The organism is Paraburkholderia sp. CI2, assembly GCF_014201055.1.
GTDB lineage: Bacteria > Pseudomonadota > Gammaproteobacteria > Burkholderiales > Burkholderiaceae > Paraburkholderia > Paraburkholderia tuberum.
This window is the reverse complement of the sequence record NZ_JACHDL010000006.1, coordinates 138,120-154,632: the sequence shown is the minus strand read 5'-3', so window position 1 is coordinate 154,632 and position 16,513 is coordinate 138,120. Positions and strand designations below refer to the sequence as shown.

The following is a 16,513-nucleotide window of genomic DNA, read 5'->3' as shown; positions in this document are numbered from 1 at the left end:
GGATCAGGTCCTCTGTTGATGCGACGCTTGATGGAGGGCTCGTGCTTCCTGCATCAGCGCCTCGATCTCGTCGGCGGCGACCGGCACGTCGCGCGTGATCAGCTCACAGCCGGTCGGCGTCACGACCGCGTCGTCCTCGATGCGGATGCCGATATTCCAGTAGCGTTCGGGCACACCCTCGGCCGGGCGGACGTACAAGCCCGGCTCGATCGTCAGCGTCATCGACGCGCGCAGCGTGCGCCACGGCAGCACGCCCGCTTCGTCGCGCGGCGCGCCGCGCTCGCGGTAGTCGCCGCAGTCGTGCACGTCCATGCCGAGCCAGTGGCCGGTGCGGTGCATGTAGAACGGCACGTAGGCGCGCTCGGCGATCACGTCGTCGATCGAGGCGAACTTCGCGCGCGGCACGATGCCGGTGTCGAGCAGCCCCTGCGACAGCACGCGCAGCGCGGCCTGATGCGGATCGTCGAAGCTCGCACCGGCGCGCGTCGCGTCGACGGCGGCCTGCTGCGCTGCCAGCACGATGTCGTACAGCTCGCGCTGCGCCGGTGTGAAACGCCCGCTCGCCGGAAACGTGCGCGTGATGTCGGACGCGTAGCCGTCGAGTTCGCAGGCCGCGTCGATCAGGATCAGGTCGCCGTCGCGCGCGATCGCGTTGCCGGCCGGGTAGTGCAGCACGCACGCGTTCGCGCCAGCCGCGACGATCGACGTATAGGCCGGCGCCTGCGCGCCAAACTTGCGGAATGTGTAGAGCAGTTCGGCTTCGAGTTCGTACTCGCGGATACCGGGCCGGCACACCGCCATCGAGCGACGATGCGCGGCCGCCGAAATCTGTCCGGCGCGGCGCATGATCGCGAGCTCATGGTCGTCCTTGACGAGCCGCATCTCGTCGAGCAACGGCAGCAGGTCGCGCGCGGCCGTGGGCGCAACGGTGCCGCCGCGGCTTTGCGCGCGCACCGCGTCGAGCCAGCCGCGCACCTGCTCGTCGAAATGCGCCGAGGTGCCGAACGCGTAGTGCAGCGCCGGCTTGTCGGCGATGATGCGCGGCAACTGCGTGTCGAGTTCGCCGATCGGGAACGCGGCGTCGAGCCCGAATGCTTCGCGCGCGCCGTCGGGGCCGAAGCGGAAGCCTTCCCATGTCTCGCGCTCGACGCTTTTCTCGCGGCAGAACAGCATCGACGCGGGCGCGCCGGGCGCGGCGCTGGCATCGAGCACCAGCAGCGCTTCGGGCTCGGTGAAGCCGGTCAGATAATAGAAGTAGCTGTCGTGGCGGTACGGGTAGTCAGTGTCGCGGTTGCGCAGCGCTTCCGGCGCGGTCGGGACGATGGCGACGCCGCCGCCCGCGGCGCGCAGCGCGGCGAGAACGCGCTCGCGGCGCGTGCGGTAGACGTCGATGGCGATGGTGGGTTCGGTCGGCTGGTTCATCGTGCGATTGTAGCGCCGCGATTCTCCTGGCCCCATTCTCCGCGCACGACATTGACTCGCTTTGTGCGGCTCCGGACGGCGCGGCGGCCGCCGTCATGTTGCAATCCGTCCACAGCGGCTCGGCGGGCGGTTCGCGAAGATGCCGCCAGCACGCTCGCGGAAGCCTTAGACCACTTATACTTTCGCCGGATTCAGAAAAAGGCAGAAGGTCATGATGAAACTCATCGGTTCGTTCGGCAGCCCGTTCGTGCGCAAAGCACGCATCGTGCTCGCCGATAAGAAGATCGACTACGAACTGGTGCCCGAGAACGTCTGGGCGCCGGATACCCGGATTCACACCTTCAATCCGCTCGGCAAGGTGCCGTGCCTCGTGATGGAAGACGGCGAGGCCGTGTTCGATTCACGCGTGATCTGCGAGTACGTCGATACGCTGTCGCCGGTCGGCAAGCTGATTCCGCCGTCGGGGCGCGAGCGCGTCGCAGTGCGCTGCTGGGAAGCGCTCGCCGACGGCCTGCTCGACGCGGCCGTGCTGATCCGTCTCGAAGGCACGCAGCGCGCGCCCGAGCAGCGCGTGGACGCGTGGCTCGCGCGGCAGCAGCGCAAGATCGACGAAGCGCTGATCGCGATGTCGCAAGGGCTCGGCAGCAAGCCGTGGTGCGCGAGCAATCACTACACGCTGGCCGACATCGCGGTGGGCTGCGCGCTCGGCTATCTGGACTTCCGTATGCCGGAACTGAACTGGCGCGAATCGCATCCGAACCTGGACAAGCATTTCCAGAAGCTGTCGCTGCGGCAGTCGTTCATCGATACGGTGCCGAAGGATTGATGAAGCTCGAACGAGCATGAAAAAAATGCGCCTGCAATGTCAGGCGCATTTTTTTTGCGGGTGTCGTGCCTTTGACGTCGGCGTTACCGCTTGCCGTTGCGTCGCCGCGCGAGCCCCGGTCCGAACGCGAAACCGAACGCGAGCAGCAGCGCCGACACCGCGAGCACCGTGTTGTTGCCGCTCGTCACGTAAGGCGTGTTGCCTGAGGTGCCTTGCACGCGCACGTCGAGCGAACCTACTGTGTAGGGCGTCAGGCGCCCGATCACGCGGCCGTTCGCGTCGATCGCGGCGGTGATGCCGGTGTTGGTTGCGCGCAGCATCGGCCGGCCGGTTTCGAGCGAGCGCATGCGCGCGATCTGCAGATGCTGGTCGAGCGCGATCGTGTCGCCGAACCACGCGAGATTGGTCGAGTTGATCAGCACGCCGGCGGGCGTCGCATTCTCGCGCAGCGTGCGCGCGATCTCCTCGCCGAAGATGTCCTCGTAGCAGATGTTCACCGCGACCGGCTGGTTATGCACCATGAACGGCTTTTGTACCGGCGGGCCGGGGAAGAAATCGCCGAGCGGAATGTTCATCAGGTTCACGAACCAGCGGAAGCCCCACGGCACGAATTCGCCGAACGGTACCAGATGGTGCTTGTCGTAGCGATAAATCTCGTGCGAGCCGGGCGTGACGCCGAACAGGCTGTTGGTGTAGTCGACCACCCGGCCGTCCGGCGTGATCGTGCCGCCGATCGCGCCGAACAGCAGCGCGCTGCCGGTCGAATCCGTGAAATGGCGGATCGCGGCCGCGAAGTTCGGCGGAAGCTGCTGCGCGAGCACGGGGATCGCGGTTTCCGGCGTGACGATCAGATCGGCCGGCTTCGACGTGATCATCTGCTGATACTCGTCGACCGCCGCGCGCAAGCCGGCTTCCTCGAACTTCATCTCCTGCTTCACGTTGCCTTGCAACAGCCGCACCGACAGCGGCGCGTTGGCGGGCGTAGTCCACTGCACGAGCGGCAGCAGCAGGCCGATCACGAGCAGCGCGAGCGCGACGCCAGCAGGCACGACAATGGGGGCGACGCGCGTGCCGCGGCCCCGCGCGGCGCGACCGCCGGCGTCATCAGCGGCGCTGGCGTTCGGCTCGAGCGATTCATTCGCCCGCCCGGAGCGCCACGACGGCAGCAGCGCCAGCAACGCCTGCACGATCAACGCGGCCGTCAGCGCAACCATCCAACCGACGCCATATACGCCGACCACCGGCGCAAACCCCGCCAACGGGCCGTCGACCTGCGCATAACCGGTGGCGAGCCACGGAAAGCCGGTGAACACCGTGCCGCGCAGCCATTCGCCGATCGCCCACGCGCTTGCAAAGGCGAGCGCGCCGTGCCAGCTCGGCGAGAATGGCGCGCGCTCGTCGGCCGCGCCGTTGCGCGCATGGCCCGCGCAGAACGACCACACCCCCGCGGCGAGCGCCGGATAGACCGCGAGATACAGGGAGAACAGCACGAGCGCCGTGCCGGCGAGCGGCGCCGGCATGCCACCGTAGTAGTGCATGCTCACATACAGCCACCAGACCCCGCTCACGAAGTTGCCGAAGCCGAACGCGCCGCCCGTCAGCGCGGCGCTTTTCCAGCCGGTGCTGCGCGTGAGCCACGCGAAGAAGAACACGAAGATCGCGAGTTGCAGCCAGCCGCCATGCGGCGTCGGCGCGAACGACAGCGTATTGGCCGCGCCCGCGGCCAGTGCGACGAGGTAGTGCCAGCGCGGCAGCGCGCGGCTGCGCGTGCCGTCTTCGGTGGAAGCGGGAGCGGGGGCGCTCACGCCGCGGTGCGAACGGGAAGTGATCGGGTCGGCCATTGTCGCGCGGTCGGCGTCGGTAGTTGAAAGGGCAACTCAGTAGGCAAACGAGTTGGCAAATGGAGTTGGCAAATGCGCCGGCAATGAAAGCGCGCGGGCGCTCAGGCCGTGCATCGGCCCGAGCCGCCGGCTCAGGTCTGCGCGTGCTGTGACTCGCGCTCGCGCTCGCCCGCGAGCGGGTCGCGGCGCACCAGCAGCATGTGGATCTGGCGGGCGTCGCCGCGCAGGATCTCGAAGATCAGGTCGTCGAGGCGGACTTTCTCGCCCCGATGCGGCACCCGGCCGAAATGATGCGTGACCAGCCCGCCGATCGTGTCGACCTCGTCGTCCGAATAGTGCGTGCCGAAGGTGTCGTTGAACTGCTCGATCTCGGTCAGCGCGCGCACGCGGAAGCGTCCGTCCGGCGAAGCGATGATGTTGCCGCTCTCCTCGTCGAAATCGTATTCGTCCTCGATGTCGCCGACGATCTGCTCCAGTACGTCTTCGATCGTGATCAGGCCCGCGACGCCGCCGTACTCGTCGACGACCACCGCGAGGTGGTTGCGGTTCACGCGGAAGTCGTGCAGCAGCACGTTCAGCCGCTTCGACTCGGGGATGAACACGGCAGGGCGCAGCATGCCGCGCACGTCGAACTCTTCTTCGGCGTAGTAGCGGAGCAGATCTTTCGCGAGCAGCACGCCGATGATGTTGTCGCGATTGCCCTCGTAGACCGGATAGCGCGAATGCGCCTTGTCCAGCACGTAGGGGATGAATTCAGCGGGATTGTCCGCGATGTTGATCGCGTCCATTTGCGCGCGCGGCACCATGATGTCGCGTGCGCTCAGTTCCGACACCTGGAACACGCCTTCGATCATCGACAGCGAGTCGGCGTCGATCAGGTTGCGTTCGTGCGCGTCCTGCAGAATTTCCAGAAGTTCGGCGCGCGAGTCGGGCTCGGGCGAGATGAAGTCGGTCAGGCGCTCGAGCAGCGTGCGCTTTTCCTGCGGTTTGTCGAGTTGACGTCCGGTATGGCGTCGACTGGGATACGTGTCGTTCATGGTAGTGCGCCCGGCGAGACTGGGCGCGCTGTTGCAGAGCGTTAAGGATACACCAGGCGCATGGCGGAACCGTGTCCCGCCGGGCCCGGCGATGAGCGAAGCCAGGGTGAAACGGCCCCGCCGCGACGGCGGAGCGTGGAATCATCCTAACCGATTACGCGGGCAAAAGCGCTCGCCGGCAAAAAAGTCGCGGGTGGGGTTTTGCCGAGATGCCGCGGTCACACGGCCGGCTTGCAACGCGCGAGCAGCGCTTCGAGCGCGCGGTCCGGCATGCCGCTCTCGCGCAGCGCGTGCACGGTCCGGCTCACGTAATCGAAGGTCGTGCCGTAGCGGCCGCTCGCGCAGCCCAGCACGGTCTGGATGATGTCGTCGCGCAACTTGCCGGTGTAGCTCGGCACGTCGCGGCGCATCACGAATGCGAGCGCGTCGACGCGCCGGCCGTCCGCGAGCACGCACGGCAGCCACGCGGGACGGTACGAGCCCATCGGCATTTCGCGGCGCCACAGTGCTTCGAGATGCGGCCGCGAGCCATCGGCCGCGAGCCGGAAGGCCATGCCGGTGCACGAGCCGCCGCGATCGAGCGCGAGCACGAGGCCGGGCTGCTCTGGCGTGCCGCGATTGACTCGCGACCACAGATAGAGGCCGCGGTGATAGCCGTGCACCTTCGAGCGCATCGCCTCGACGGTCGGCAGGCCCGGGTTCCAGATCAGCGAGCCATAGCCGAACAGCCACAGATCGCTTTGGCGGTCCCAGCCGCGCAACGTGGATTCGAGCGACGCGTGCAGTTCGTCGTCCGTCAGAAGCCGCGAGTCGCCGAGCACCGGCGGGTAGTCCGGACAGCGCACGGGGATATCGGCTTCGGGGGACGGAGTGCTCACGGTGGGTTCGGGCGGGCTGGCGTCGAGGAGGGGCGGAACGCCTATTGGTAAGGGTCCGGAAAGCCGAGCTTGCCGAGGATTTCGGTTTCGATCGCTTCCATTTCCTCGGCTTCTTCTTCGACCTCGTGGTCGTAGCCCTGTGCATGCAGCGTGCCGTGCACGAGCAGGTGCGCGTAATGCGCGGCGAGCGGCTTGCCCTGCTCGGCGGCTTCCTTCTCGACCACCGGGCAGCACAGAATCAGATCGCCCGTGACCGGATCATCTTCCGATTCGGCATAGGCGAAGGTCAGCACGTTGGTCGCGTAATCCTTGCCGCGATAGGTGCGATTCAGCGTGCGGCCTTCTTTGGCGTCGACGAACCGAACCGTCAGTTGGCCGTCCGCGAACAGCGCCGCCTTGATCCAGCCGGCCACCGTCGCGCGCGGCAGCAGCACCTTGTGTTCCGGCCAGGCTTTGGCGGCGGGGAATTGCAGGCTCAACGTCAGTTTCGGGGTGCGGCTCATGCGGTTTCTATGCGTGGCATTCCTGGCTCAGTCTTTTTTTTGCGGCGAGGCGACGCGGGCCTCGCGCTGCGAAGCGCATCGCTTTAGCGCGGATCGACCGCGGCCGGCGACTTCTGCGCATGCGCATCGTACGCCTCCACAATTCGCGCGACCAGCGGATGCCGCACCACGTCCGCGCTCGTGAAACGCGTGAGCGCGATGCCGCGCACGTTCGCGAGCACCTGCTGCGCTTCGATCAGCCCGCTCTTCTGGCCGCGCGGCAGATCGACCTGGGTCGTGTCGCCGGTGACGACCGCCTTCGAGCCGAAGCCGATTCGCGTGAGGAACATCTTCATCTGCTCGGGCGTGGTGTTCTGCGCCTCGTCGAGGATGATGAACGCGTGATTCAGCGTGCGGCCGCGCATGTATGCGAGCGGCGCGATTTCGATCATCTGCCGCTCGAACATCTTCGCGGTTTTGTCGAAACCGAGCAGGTCGTACAGCGCGTCGTAGAGCGGGCGCAGATACGGATCGACTTTCTGCGCGAGATCGCCCGGCAAAAAGCCGAGCCGCTCGCCCGCCTCGACGGCCGGGCGCGTCAGGACGATGCGTTTGACCTGGTCGCGCTCGAGCGCGTCGACCGCGCAGGCCACCGCGAGATAGGTCTTGCCGGTGCCGGCGGGGCCGACGCCGAACGTGACGTCGTGCGACACGATCTGCTTCAGGTACTCGCGCTGCGCCGGCGTGCGGCCGCGCAGATCCGCGCGTCGCGTGTACAGCTTCGGGCCGTATTCCTCGAAGTCGTCCTCGCTCGCATTGGCGTCGGCGGGCTGGTCGAACGGGTGATCGGGATTGCCGGCGAAGTGCGCGTCGACGGGGTCGCCATTGCCATTGCCGTTGCCATTCGAACGATGACGCACCGGATGACGCACTTCGACGAGCGCGAGCTGGATGTCGTCGACCGACAAAGGCTCGCGCGCGTTGTTGTAGAAGTTTTCGAGCGCGGTGAGCGCGAGTTTCGCGCCGCGCCCGCGGATCGCGATACGGTGGCCGCGGCGCTGCAGGGTCACGTCGAGCGCCTGCTCGATCTGCCGCAGATTTTCGTCGAGCGGTCCGCAGAGGTTGGCGAGCCGCGCATTATCTTCGCGCGGTGCGGTGAATTCCAGAGGCTGCTGAGTGGTCTTCAAGGCGGTGAGTCGATCCTGTCGGTTGCGGTACTCGGAATGTCGTTCAATGCGTCGTCGCGGCGCTGTCGTCGTGAACCATCACGAGTTCACCACGCAGCGAGTGTGGATACGCGTGCACGATCTTCACGTCGACCATCTGACCGATCAGCCGTGCATGCGACGCGACCGGCGCCGGGAAATTGACGACGCGGTTGTTCCCGGTGCGGCCCGCGAGCTCGTTCGGGTCCTTGCGCGCCGGGCGCTCGACCAGAATGCGTTCGACCTTGCCGACCATCGCGTCGCTGATGCGCTGCACGTTCTCTTCGATCGTGGCCTGCAGATGTTGCAGGCGCTTGAGCTTCACCTCGCGCGGCGTGTCGTCGTGCAGGTTCGCGGCAGGCGTACCGGGACGCGGGCTGTAGATGAACGAGAAGCTCGTGTCGTACTTCATCTCTTCGACGAGCGCCATCATCTTCGCGAAGTCTTCCTCGGTCTCGCCGGGGAAGCCGACGATCATGTCCGTCGACAGCGACAGGTCCGGGCGAATCGCGCGCAGCTTGCGGATCACCGACTTGTACTCGAGCACGGTGTAGCCGCGCTTCATCGCCATCAGGATGCGGTCGGAGCCGTGCTGCACCGGCAGATGCAGGTGGCTGACGAGCTTCGGCACCTTCGCATAGGTGTCGATCAGGCGCTGCGTGAACTCCTTCGGATGCGACGTCGTGTAGCGGATCCGTTCGATGCCGGGGATGTCCGCGACGTATTCGATCAGCGTCGCGAAGTCGGCGATCTCGGTCGAACCCACGGTCAGCGCGCCGCCGAATTTTCCACGATAAGCGTTCACGTTCTGGCCGAGCAGCGTGACTTCGCGCACGCCCTGGTCGGCGAGGCCGGCGATTTCGGTCAGCACGTCGTCGAGCGGACGCGACACTTCCTCGCCGCGCGTGTACGGCACGACGCAGTAGCTGCAGTACTTGCTGCAGCCTTCCATGATCGACACGAACGCGCTCGGACCTTCGACGCGCGCCGGCGGCAGGTGATCGAACTTCTCGATTTCGGGAAACGAAATATCGACCTGCGCGCGGCCGCTCGCGCGGCGCTCGTCGATCATCTGCGGCAGGCGGTGCAGCGTTTGCGGACCGAACACGATATCGACGTACGGCGCGCGCGCGATGATCGATGCGCCTTCCTGACTCGCGACGCAGCCACCCACGCCAATGATCAGATTCGGATTCGCGTCCTTCAGCTCGCGTACACGGCCGAGGTCGGAGAAGACTTTTTCCTGCGCTTTTTCGCGCACCGAGCAGGTATTGAACAGGATCACGTCGGCGTCTTCCGGCGTGTCGGTCTTGACGAGTCCTTCAGCGGCACCGAGCACGTCGACCATCTTGTCGGAGTCGTACTCGTTCATCTGGCAGCCAAAGGTCTTTACATAAACTTTCTTGGTCATCGAATTTCGCCGGTCGCAGTGGTTAACCTGGGGGCGTCGTAAAAAGGTGAAGGAGGCCGCGGCGCGGGGCAGCGCGGAGCGTGATGGCCGGCTTGCGCGTGTCTTTGCAGCGTAACTGCATATTATAGCCCTTCACACAACGGGGGTTTCGGCGCTCATTGGCCGGTCCGGCGGCAGTCCCAGCAGGCTTTCCAGTTCATCCGACACCTGCGCGAAGCGCTCGGCGAGGAAATCGAGCAGCACGCGCACGCGCGGCGCCATGAAGCGATTGCGGTGATACAGCGCGTGCAGCGGGGCATCGGGGTAGCGCCATTCCGGCAGCAGGATCTTCAGGCGACCGGCGCGCAGGTCCGCTTCCACGTCCCACATCGATTTGATCGCGATGCCGTAGCCGCGCAGCGCCCATTCGCGCGCGACCGCGCCGTCGTTGGTTTCGCGCGCCGCTTCGAACGGCACGCTGTAGTGCTGCACCTCGTCACCGCGCGTGAAGCGCCATTCGCTGGCCGGCCCCGATGCGGTGCCGAGCACGATGCAGTCGAAATTGGCGAGGTCGAGCGGGTCCTTCGGCTCGCCGCGACGCCCGACGTATTCCGGTGATGCGCACAGCACCCGCCGGTTCGGCGCGAGCCGGCGCGCGACCAGCGAGCTGTCCTGCGGCACGCCGAAGCGGATCGCCAGATCGATCTCCTCCTGCACGAGATTGGCCAGCGCATCCGACAGCGTCAACGCGAACGTCACGTCCGGGTACAGCGCGTTGAATTCGTCGAGCCAGTGCATCAGGAGGTTGCGGCCGAAATCCGAGGTCGCCGACACCCGCACCTTGCCGCGCACGACGCCCTGGCCCGCTTGCAGCGCGGCTTCGGCGTCGTCCAGCGATTGCAGCGCCTGGCGGCAGCAGTTCAGGTAGAGGCGGCCTTCGTCGGTGAGCCGTAGCTGCCGCGTGGTGCGCTCGAACAGGCGCGCTTTGAGCCTCGCTTCCAGTTTCGCGAGCCGCGCGCTCGCCGCGGCGGGTGTCAGGCCCATCTTGCGGCCCGCCGCCGACAGGCTGCCTTGCTGCGCCGCTTCGACGAAGAGGCGGATGTCGCCGAGGTTATCCATCGCTGGCTTTCAAGCAGAATTTGAAAATGCTTCAAATGCTACGCCAATTATCAAATTGGCGTCACGCCGCGACAATGCAGCCGTCGAAACCTCCGCTGCTGTCCTTCGTCATGCAACTCGGTCACGCGACCATCGTCACCGCCGACCTCGATTCCGCCCGACGTTTCTTCGTCGACATTGCCGGGTTCACCGAAGGCGCGCGCCTGCCCGTTTTCCGTCGACGGCTACTGGCTGAACGCAAGCGGCCGCCCGGTAGTGCATCTGATCGCCGCGCCGGCTTCCGGCGCGGCGGGCCGCGTCATGCCGCGCATCGATCACATCGCCTTTCGGCTCGATAGCGCCGGCGAACGGCAAGCGTTGCTCGAGCGGCTCGACGCGCACGACATCGGCTATCAGACCGCCAGGTGCCGGCGAGCGCCGTGCAACCGGAGCAGCGGCAGCTGTTCGTCGCGCTCGCGCCGGGCGTCGTCATCGAATTCGTGACGGCGGCGCGCCAGGCCCTTCAACCCAAACCCTGATCCCACCTCATTCCCGGAGCGGAAAAATGCCCATTCCATTAATCGCGCTCGCGATTAGCGCATTCGCCATCGGTACGACCGAATTCGTCATCATGGGCCTGTTGCCCGAAGTGGCGCGCGATCTGGCCGTGTCGATCCCGTCCGCGGGCCTGCTCGTCAGCGGCTATGCGCTCGGCGTCGCGGTCGGCGCGCCACTGCTCGCGGTAGTCACGAGCAGGATGTCGCGCAAGTTCGCGCTGCAGCTGCTGATGGGCGTGTTCATCGTCGGCAATGTGTTGTGCGCGGTGGCGCCGGGCTATTCGGTGCTGATGATCGCGCGCGTGGTGACCTCGTTCGCGCACGGCTCGTTCTTCGGCATCGGCGCGGTGGTCGCGGCCTCGCTCGTGCCGGCCGAAAAGCGCGCGAGCGCGATCGCGCTGATGTTCACGGGCCTAACGCTCGCGAATGTGCTCGGCGTGCCGTTCGGCACCTTCATCGGCCAGCAGTTCGGCTGGCGCGCGGCGTTCTGGATCGTCAGCGGCTTCGGCGTGCTGTCGCTCGCGGGCATCAGCGCGCTGGTGCCGAACCGCCACGACACCGGCCCCGCCGGCCTCGCCCACGAAGTGCGCGTGCTGCAAGACCCGCAAGTGTGGAGCGCCCTCGCGATGACGGTGCTCGGCTTCGGGGGCGTGTTCGTCGTGTTCACCTATATCGCGCCGATCCTCGAGCAGGTGAGCGGTTTTTCGCCGCGCGGCGTGACGCTGATCCTCGTGCTGTTCGGCGTGGGCCTGACGGTCGGCAACATGGTCGGCGGCAAGCTTGCGGACCGCGCGCTGATGCCGTCGCTGATGGGCATTCTCGCCGCGCTCGCGGTCGTGATGGCGATCTTCGCGCGCACCAGCCATTCGCAAGCGGCTGCCGCGATCACCGTGTTCGTGTGGGGCATCGCGGCGTTCGCGACGGTGCCGCCGTTGCAGATGCGCGTGGTCGAGAAGGCGGCCGCCGCGCCGAATCTCGCGTCGACGCTGAACATCGGCGCGTTCAACGTCGGCAATGCGGCGGGTGCGTGGCTAGGCGGTCTCGTGATCAATCACGGCCACGCGCTCGATACCTTGCCGTGGGTCGCGGCCGCGGTCAGCGTCGCCGCGCTGCTGCTGACGTGGTTCGCGGCGCGCATGGATGCGCCGGCGCGCTCGCTCGCGCAAAGCGCGTGAGTCGTCAGTTGCTTGCCTCCGCAATGCTGATAACAGTGTGAAGATAACTTCGTTGGGCGCGGCCAAAGCCGATGCTATCTTGCTTCCACTTACTGCTCTTGCGCCGCCTGGCGGCGCTCTGGAGGCCAATATGCATTCCCCGCTCGCGCTGGTCCGCGATCCCTCTGCCGATGCCGACACCGACGCGGCGCCGCGCTCCGCCGAACCCTTCGATGCGCTCGAACAGCTGGTCGGCGTGAATCTGGCGCGGCTGCGCGCCGAACGGCAGCTTTCGCTCGATGCGCTGGCGCGCGCGTCAGGCGTGTCGCGCGCCATGCTCGCGCAGATCGAATCGGCGCGCAGCGTGCCGTCGATCAAGGTGCTGTGCAAGGTGGCGGCGGCGCTGAAGGTGTCGGTGGCGGCGTTCCTGCGGCGTCACGCGACCAACGGCTTCGAGCATCTGCCGGCCGAGCGCTCGGCCCGCGTGGTCAGCGCGAACGGTCGCTACTCGGTGCGCCCGCTCTATCCCGACGACGAGTCGATCGCCGCCGAGTTTCACGAACTGCGGATCGCCCCGCTGCATACCGAAGCGGGCGTGCGCCGCGCGCCTGGCACGACGGTGAATCTGGTGGTCAGCGACGGTACGCTCGAAGTCAGCGTGCACGACCGGCGTCAACTGCTCGCGACCGGCGACGCGATCGTGTTCGACGCCGACCAGCCGCACAGCCTGCGCAATCCCGGCGACACCGAGGCGCGCGCGTTTCGCGTGACGCTGCGGGCTGAGACGCCGCCGCGCTGGGAAGTGCCGGCCGCGGGCGCCGCACGCGACGAAGCCGCACGCGAAGGTGTGCCGGGTTGAGAATCGACGGCGTCCGAGGTTCAAGCGCGGGTCAGGGCGTCGATGCAGGTCAAATGCAGTGAGTAGGGTCTTTGTTCGTCGCGCTGCAGCGCTCGCGCGACTGTTGTATGCTTCGCCCGCCGGTCGAACCGGCAATCAGTGCGTCTTCAGGGCGGGGTGAAATTCCCCACCGGCGGTGGGCCGGCAGCGCGACAGCGCGAGCCGGCAAGCCCGCGAGCGCCCGCATCGCTTAGCCTTCGGCATAGCGGAGACAGGAGCGGGGTCAGCAGATCTGGTCAGAAGCCAGAGCCGACGGTCATAGTCCGGATGGAAGAAGATGTGCAGATAGTCATGTGCGTTCCGTGACGCCGCCCGTGGTTCTGGCGGCGCATGTGCGCCCGCTTTTGCGGGACGCTCGACGGCGCGTGCCAGTCTGTTTGCAATGCCCTGAAACGTTTCTCGCCCAACTTTTGCGATGAGCGTTTCAACCATGCCCTTTGCTACTTTTCCTGCTCCGTCGACGATTGCAGACGATGCCTTCGCCGATCTCCCGCTGCTTGCCACCGAAGCCGTTCCGCCGCGTATCGCCGCCGCCTTGCAGGCGCTGCGCGAGGGCCGTGCCGTGGTGCTGCAGGACGACCACGACCGCGAGAACGAAGCCGATCTGATCGTCGCGGCCGAGCGCCTGTCGGTCGAAACGATGGCGCTGCTGATCCGGGAATGCAGCGGCATCGTCTGCCTGTGCCTGCCCGACGACAAGATCCGCGCGCTCGAACTGCCGCCGATGGCCGTCAACAACGAAAGCCGTCACGGCACCGCGTTCACGGTGTCGATCGAAGCGCGCGAAGGCGTCAGCACCGGCGTGTCCGCGCAGGATCGCGTGACCACGATCCGCGCCGCGATCGCCGATAGGGCCAAACCCGCCGACATCGTGCGCCCCGGCCACGTGTTCCCGCTGCGCGCGATGCCGGGCGGCGTGCTGGCGCGGCGCGGCCACACCGAAGGCACCGTCGATCTGGCGATTCTCGCGGGCCTGAAGCCGGCCGGCGTGCTGTGCGAACTGATGAACGCCGACGGCACGATGACGCGCGGCGCGGACGTCGAGCGCTTCGCCGCGCAACATGATCTGCCGATGCTGACGATCGCCGAGCTGGTCGAGTTTCGCGAGTCGCTCGCGCAGGTGCGCGAGGGCGCGATGGCCGAGGCTTGACGGGCCATCCATCGAGCGGCACGCGACGCCATGACGCAAAAAAGCCGGTTCTTCTTCCGAAGAACCGGCTTTTTTATCGGCGTTGCGCAAAACCGCTACGACTGCACGTCGCCGAATTCGCCGCGCACGCCCGCCTCGATGAGCGCCGGCAGTTCATCCATATGCTTGATGATTCGCGTGATACCCATCGCGCGCAGCGCATCCGCGTAGCCGTCCGGAATATGGCTCGCGCCGACGAACGCGATCGTCTTCATGCCGGCCGCGCGTGCCGCGTTCAAACCCGCGACGCTGTCCTCGACGACGAGGCAACGCGCCGGCACGACGCCAAGCGTCGTGGCCGCGAACAGATAGACGTCCGGATACGGCTTCGGCCGCGCGACCTGCTCGGCGCTGAACACGCGCTCGCCGAAAATCTGCTGCAGACCCGCGCGCCGTACCGATGCGGCGACGCGCGACATACGGCTGTTCGACACGACCGCAGCCGGCAGCGTCACGCGTTGCAGCGCGTCGCGCACGCCGTGGATCGGACCGAGCGACGCGGCGAGCGCGAGCTCGACATGGTGCTCGATCGTGTCGAGGAAGTTCACCGGCAGCGTGATGTCGAACCGCGTTTCGAGGCCGGCGAGAAAGCGCGAGGTTTGCTGGCCGAACGCGGTTTTGACGACGGGGGCGAAATCGATGCCGGGGAAGGTGGCCGTCAGCGTGTCGAACATCACGCGATCGGCGATGACTTCACTGTCGACGAGCACGCCGTCGCAGTCACAGATGAGGTGGTCGATCATGCCTGAAAAACGGTAAGCGCAAAGCGCGCGGGCGGCGGGTTGCGGGCCCGCGCGCCGGGATGAAAAGCGTCATCATACGTACTTTCGGACCGCGTCCTTTTGGCGTTCTGCGCGCCCGCGACCTTACGGCGTATCGGCCCAGGCCTTCGCCGCGCGGATCGCGCGCTGCCAGCCATCGAGGCAGGTCCTGACCTCCGCATGCGGTAGCGCCGGCGTGAAGCGGTGCTCGAGCTTCCACTGGCTTTTCAACTCGTCGATGTCCTTCCAGTAGCCCACCGCAAGACCGGCCAGATAGGCTGCGCCGAGTGCGGTGGTCTCGGACACCTGGGGGCGCACCGTGTCGACGCCGAGGATGTCGGCCTGGAACTGCATCAGCAGATTGTTCGCGCAGGCGCCGCCATCCACGCGCAACTCGCCGATGCGAATGCCCGAGTCGGCTTCCATCGCCTTCAGCACGTCGAGCGATTGATAGGCGATCGAATCGAGCGCCGCGCGCGCGATATGCGCGGAGGTCGTGCCGCGCGTGACGCCGAACAGCGTGCCGCGCGCATGCGCGTTCCAGTGCGGCGCGCCGAGGCCGGCGAACGCGGGCACGAGATACACGCCGTCGCAATGCGGCACGCCGCGCGCGAGCGTTTCGATTTCCGCCGCGTTCCTGATGATGCCGAGGCCGTCGCGCAGCCACTGCACCACGGCGCCGCCGATGAAGATGCTGCCTTCGAGCGCGTAGTCGATACGCTCGCCGATCTGCCAGGCGATCGTCGTGACGAGATTGTTGTTCGATTCGATCGGTTTGGCGCCCGTGTTCATCACGAGGAAGCAGCCGGTGCCGTAGGTGTTCTTGACCATGCCGGACTCGGTGCACATCTGGCCGAACAGCGCGGCGTGCTGATCGCCGGCGATGCCCGCGAGTGGAATCTTCGACGCAAACACGGTGGTCACCGTCGGTCCATACACCTCCGACGACGGCCGTACTTCCGGCAGCATGCTGCGCGCAATGTCGAGCGCGGCGAGCAGTTCGTCGTCCCACTTCAGGGTGTGGATGTTGAACAGCATCGTGCGCGACGCGTTGGTCACGTCGGTGACGTGCAGCGCGCCCTTCGTGAAATTCCACATCAGCCAGCTGTCGACGGTGCCGAACGCGAGCCGGCCCTGACGCGCTTTTTCGCGCGCGCCCTCGACGTTGTCGAGAATCCAGCGGATTTTGGTCGCCGAGAAATACGAGTCGATCGGCAAGCCGGTCTTCGCGCGCACGCTCGCTTCGAGACCCTGCGCTTTCAGGTCGTCGCAGAAGTCGGCGGTGCGGCGGTCCTGCCAGACGATCGCGTTGTAGATCGGGTGGCCGGTTTCGCGATCCCACACGATCGTGGTTTCGCGCTGGTTCGTGATGCCGATCGCCGCGATCGACGTGCCGTTCATGCCGGCTCGCGTGACCGCTTCGGCGGCGACGCCGGCCTGCGTCGACCAGATTTCCTGCGGATCGTGCTCGACCCAGCCCGGGTGCGGGTAGATCTGCTGGAATTCCTTTTGTGCGGTCGACACGACGTTGCCGCGCCGGTCGAACAGCATCGCGCGCGAGCTGGTGGTGCCTTGGTCAAGCGCGAGAACGTACTGATCCAGCATTGTCTCTTCTCCATGCATGTTACGGATCGCCGGATTGCTGGCCGGCGACGCGAGCGGCGTGTTGTCGTAAGCGGGCCGCCATAGTGTGAGGGCGCGTGCCGGTGTCGTCCAGCCGAAGCTGCGGTGGGGCCGGCCCGGACGCGCGGATGGTGTGCGCCGTTTCTACGGGC

The 16,513-nt window shown here is 66.6% G+C and carries 14 protein-coding genes, 1 pseudogene and 1 riboswitch; of the genes and pseudogenes, 5 read left to right on the top strand and 10 right to left on the bottom strand.

Translation table 11 applies throughout. From position 1 onward, the window contains the following. Nucleotides 1-3: 3 nt before the first annotated feature. Complete coding sequence (locus tag HDG32_RS11255) at nucleotides 4-1,422, bottom strand: aminopeptidase P N-terminal domain-containing protein (protein ID WP_184066685.1); 1,419 nt, start codon at nucleotides 1,420-1,422, stop codon at nucleotides 4-6. A gap of 211 nt (nucleotides 1,423-1,633) precedes the next feature. On the opposite strand from HDG32_RS11255, the gene HDG32_RS11250 reads away from it, so the two are divergent. After that, nucleotides 1,634-2,248: a glutathione S-transferase C-terminal domain-containing protein gene (locus HDG32_RS11250; RefSeq protein ID WP_184022950.1), complete on the top strand. Its 615-nt coding sequence runs from the start codon at nucleotides 1,634-1,636 to the stop codon at nucleotides 2,246-2,248. Nucleotides 2,249-2,331: 83 nt separating this feature from the next. On the opposite strand, the gene lnt is transcribed toward HDG32_RS11250, so the two are convergent. The 7 genes from lnt to HDG32_RS11215 all read right to left on the bottom strand — a co-directional run bounded on the left by lnt (nucleotide 2,332) and on the right by HDG32_RS11215 (nucleotide 10,200). Then, nucleotides 2,332-4,089, bottom strand: coding sequence for an apolipoprotein N-acyltransferase (lnt, locus tag HDG32_RS11245; RefSeq protein ID WP_184066682.1), 1,758 nt, complete (start codon nucleotides 4,087-4,089; stop codon nucleotides 2,332-2,334). Between the two features lie 131 nt (nucleotides 4,090-4,220). Further along, nucleotides 4,221-5,126 (bottom strand): HlyC/CorC family transporter, encoded by a 906-nt coding sequence (locus HDG32_RS11240; protein WP_090801803.1) that lies wholly within the window; start codon nucleotides 5,124-5,126, stop codon nucleotides 4,221-4,223. A 218-nt stretch (nucleotides 5,127-5,344) separates the two neighbouring features. Further along, the gene (locus HDG32_RS11235) at nucleotides 5,345-6,004 is read right to left on the bottom strand and encodes a gamma-glutamylcyclotransferase (protein ID WP_184066679.1); all 660 of its coding nucleotides are present in this window, start codon (nucleotides 6,002-6,004) and stop codon (nucleotides 5,345-5,347) included. A 41-nt stretch (nucleotides 6,005-6,045) separates the two neighbouring features. Next, the gene (ybeY, locus tag HDG32_RS11230) at nucleotides 6,046-6,507 is read right to left on the bottom strand and encodes an rRNA maturation RNase YbeY (RefSeq protein ID WP_184066676.1); all 462 of its coding nucleotides are present in this window, start codon (nucleotides 6,505-6,507) and stop codon (nucleotides 6,046-6,048) included. 83 nt (nucleotides 6,508-6,590) lie between these two features. Continuing rightward, nucleotides 6,591-7,673, bottom strand: a complete 1,083-nt coding sequence (locus HDG32_RS11225) for a PhoH family protein (RefSeq protein ID WP_184066673.1) — start codon at nucleotides 7,671-7,673, stop codon at nucleotides 6,591-6,593. A gap of 43 nt (nucleotides 7,674-7,716) precedes the next feature. Further along, nucleotides 7,717-9,102, bottom strand: coding sequence for a tRNA (N6-isopentenyl adenosine(37)-C2)-methylthiotransferase MiaB (gene miaB, locus HDG32_RS11220; protein ID WP_184066669.1), 1,386 nt, complete (start codon nucleotides 9,100-9,102; stop codon nucleotides 7,717-7,719). A gap of 132 nt (nucleotides 9,103-9,234) precedes the next feature. Further along, nucleotides 9,235-10,200 carry a LysR family transcriptional regulator gene (locus tag HDG32_RS11215; protein WP_184066666.1) on the bottom strand — a complete coding sequence of 322 codons (966 nt, stop codon included), beginning with the start codon at nucleotides 10,198-10,200 and terminating at the stop codon, nucleotides 9,235-9,237. 110 nt (nucleotides 10,201-10,310) lie between these two features. Here HDG32_RS11215 and HDG32_RS11210 point away from each other — a divergent pair. The 4 genes and pseudogenes from HDG32_RS11210 (at nucleotide 10,311) to ribB (ending at nucleotide 13,938) form a co-directional block, all read left to right on the top strand. Then, nucleotides 10,311-10,718 (top strand): annotated as a pseudogene (locus HDG32_RS11210) (VOC family protein). 26 nt (nucleotides 10,719-10,744) lie between these two features. Then, complete coding sequence (locus tag HDG32_RS11205; protein WP_184066663.1) at nucleotides 10,745-11,911, top strand: MFS transporter; 1,167 nt, start codon at nucleotides 10,745-10,747, stop codon at nucleotides 11,909-11,911. Nucleotides 11,912-12,041: 130 nt separating this feature from the next. Beyond that, the gene (locus HDG32_RS11200) at nucleotides 12,042-12,749 is read left to right on the top strand and encodes a helix-turn-helix domain-containing protein (protein ID WP_184066660.1); all 708 of its coding nucleotides are present in this window, start codon (nucleotides 12,042-12,044) and stop codon (nucleotides 12,747-12,749) included. A 138-nt stretch (nucleotides 12,750-12,887) separates the two neighbouring features. Continuing rightward, nucleotides 12,888-13,071: riboswitch (FMN riboswitch) on the top strand. 147 nt (nucleotides 13,072-13,218) lie between these two features. Beyond that, nucleotides 13,219-13,938 (top strand): 3,4-dihydroxy-2-butanone-4-phosphate synthase, encoded by a 720-nt coding sequence (ribB, locus tag HDG32_RS11195; protein WP_184066657.1) that lies wholly within the window; start codon nucleotides 13,219-13,221, stop codon nucleotides 13,936-13,938. Between the two features lie 95 nt (nucleotides 13,939-14,033). Here ribB and HDG32_RS11190 read toward each other — a convergent pair whose 3' ends face one another. Together HDG32_RS11190 and glpK are read right to left on the bottom strand one after the other, a co-directional pair. Then, nucleotides 14,034-14,720: an HAD family phosphatase gene (locus HDG32_RS11190; protein ID WP_184058398.1), complete on the bottom strand. Its 687-nt coding sequence runs from the start codon at nucleotides 14,718-14,720 to the stop codon at nucleotides 14,034-14,036. Between the two features lie 123 nt (nucleotides 14,721-14,843). Next, the gene (glpK, locus tag HDG32_RS11185) at nucleotides 14,844-16,343 is read right to left on the bottom strand and encodes a glycerol kinase GlpK (RefSeq protein WP_184066654.1); all 1,500 of its coding nucleotides are present in this window, start codon (nucleotides 16,341-16,343) and stop codon (nucleotides 14,844-14,846) included. Nucleotides 16,344-16,513 lie beyond the last annotated feature (170 nt).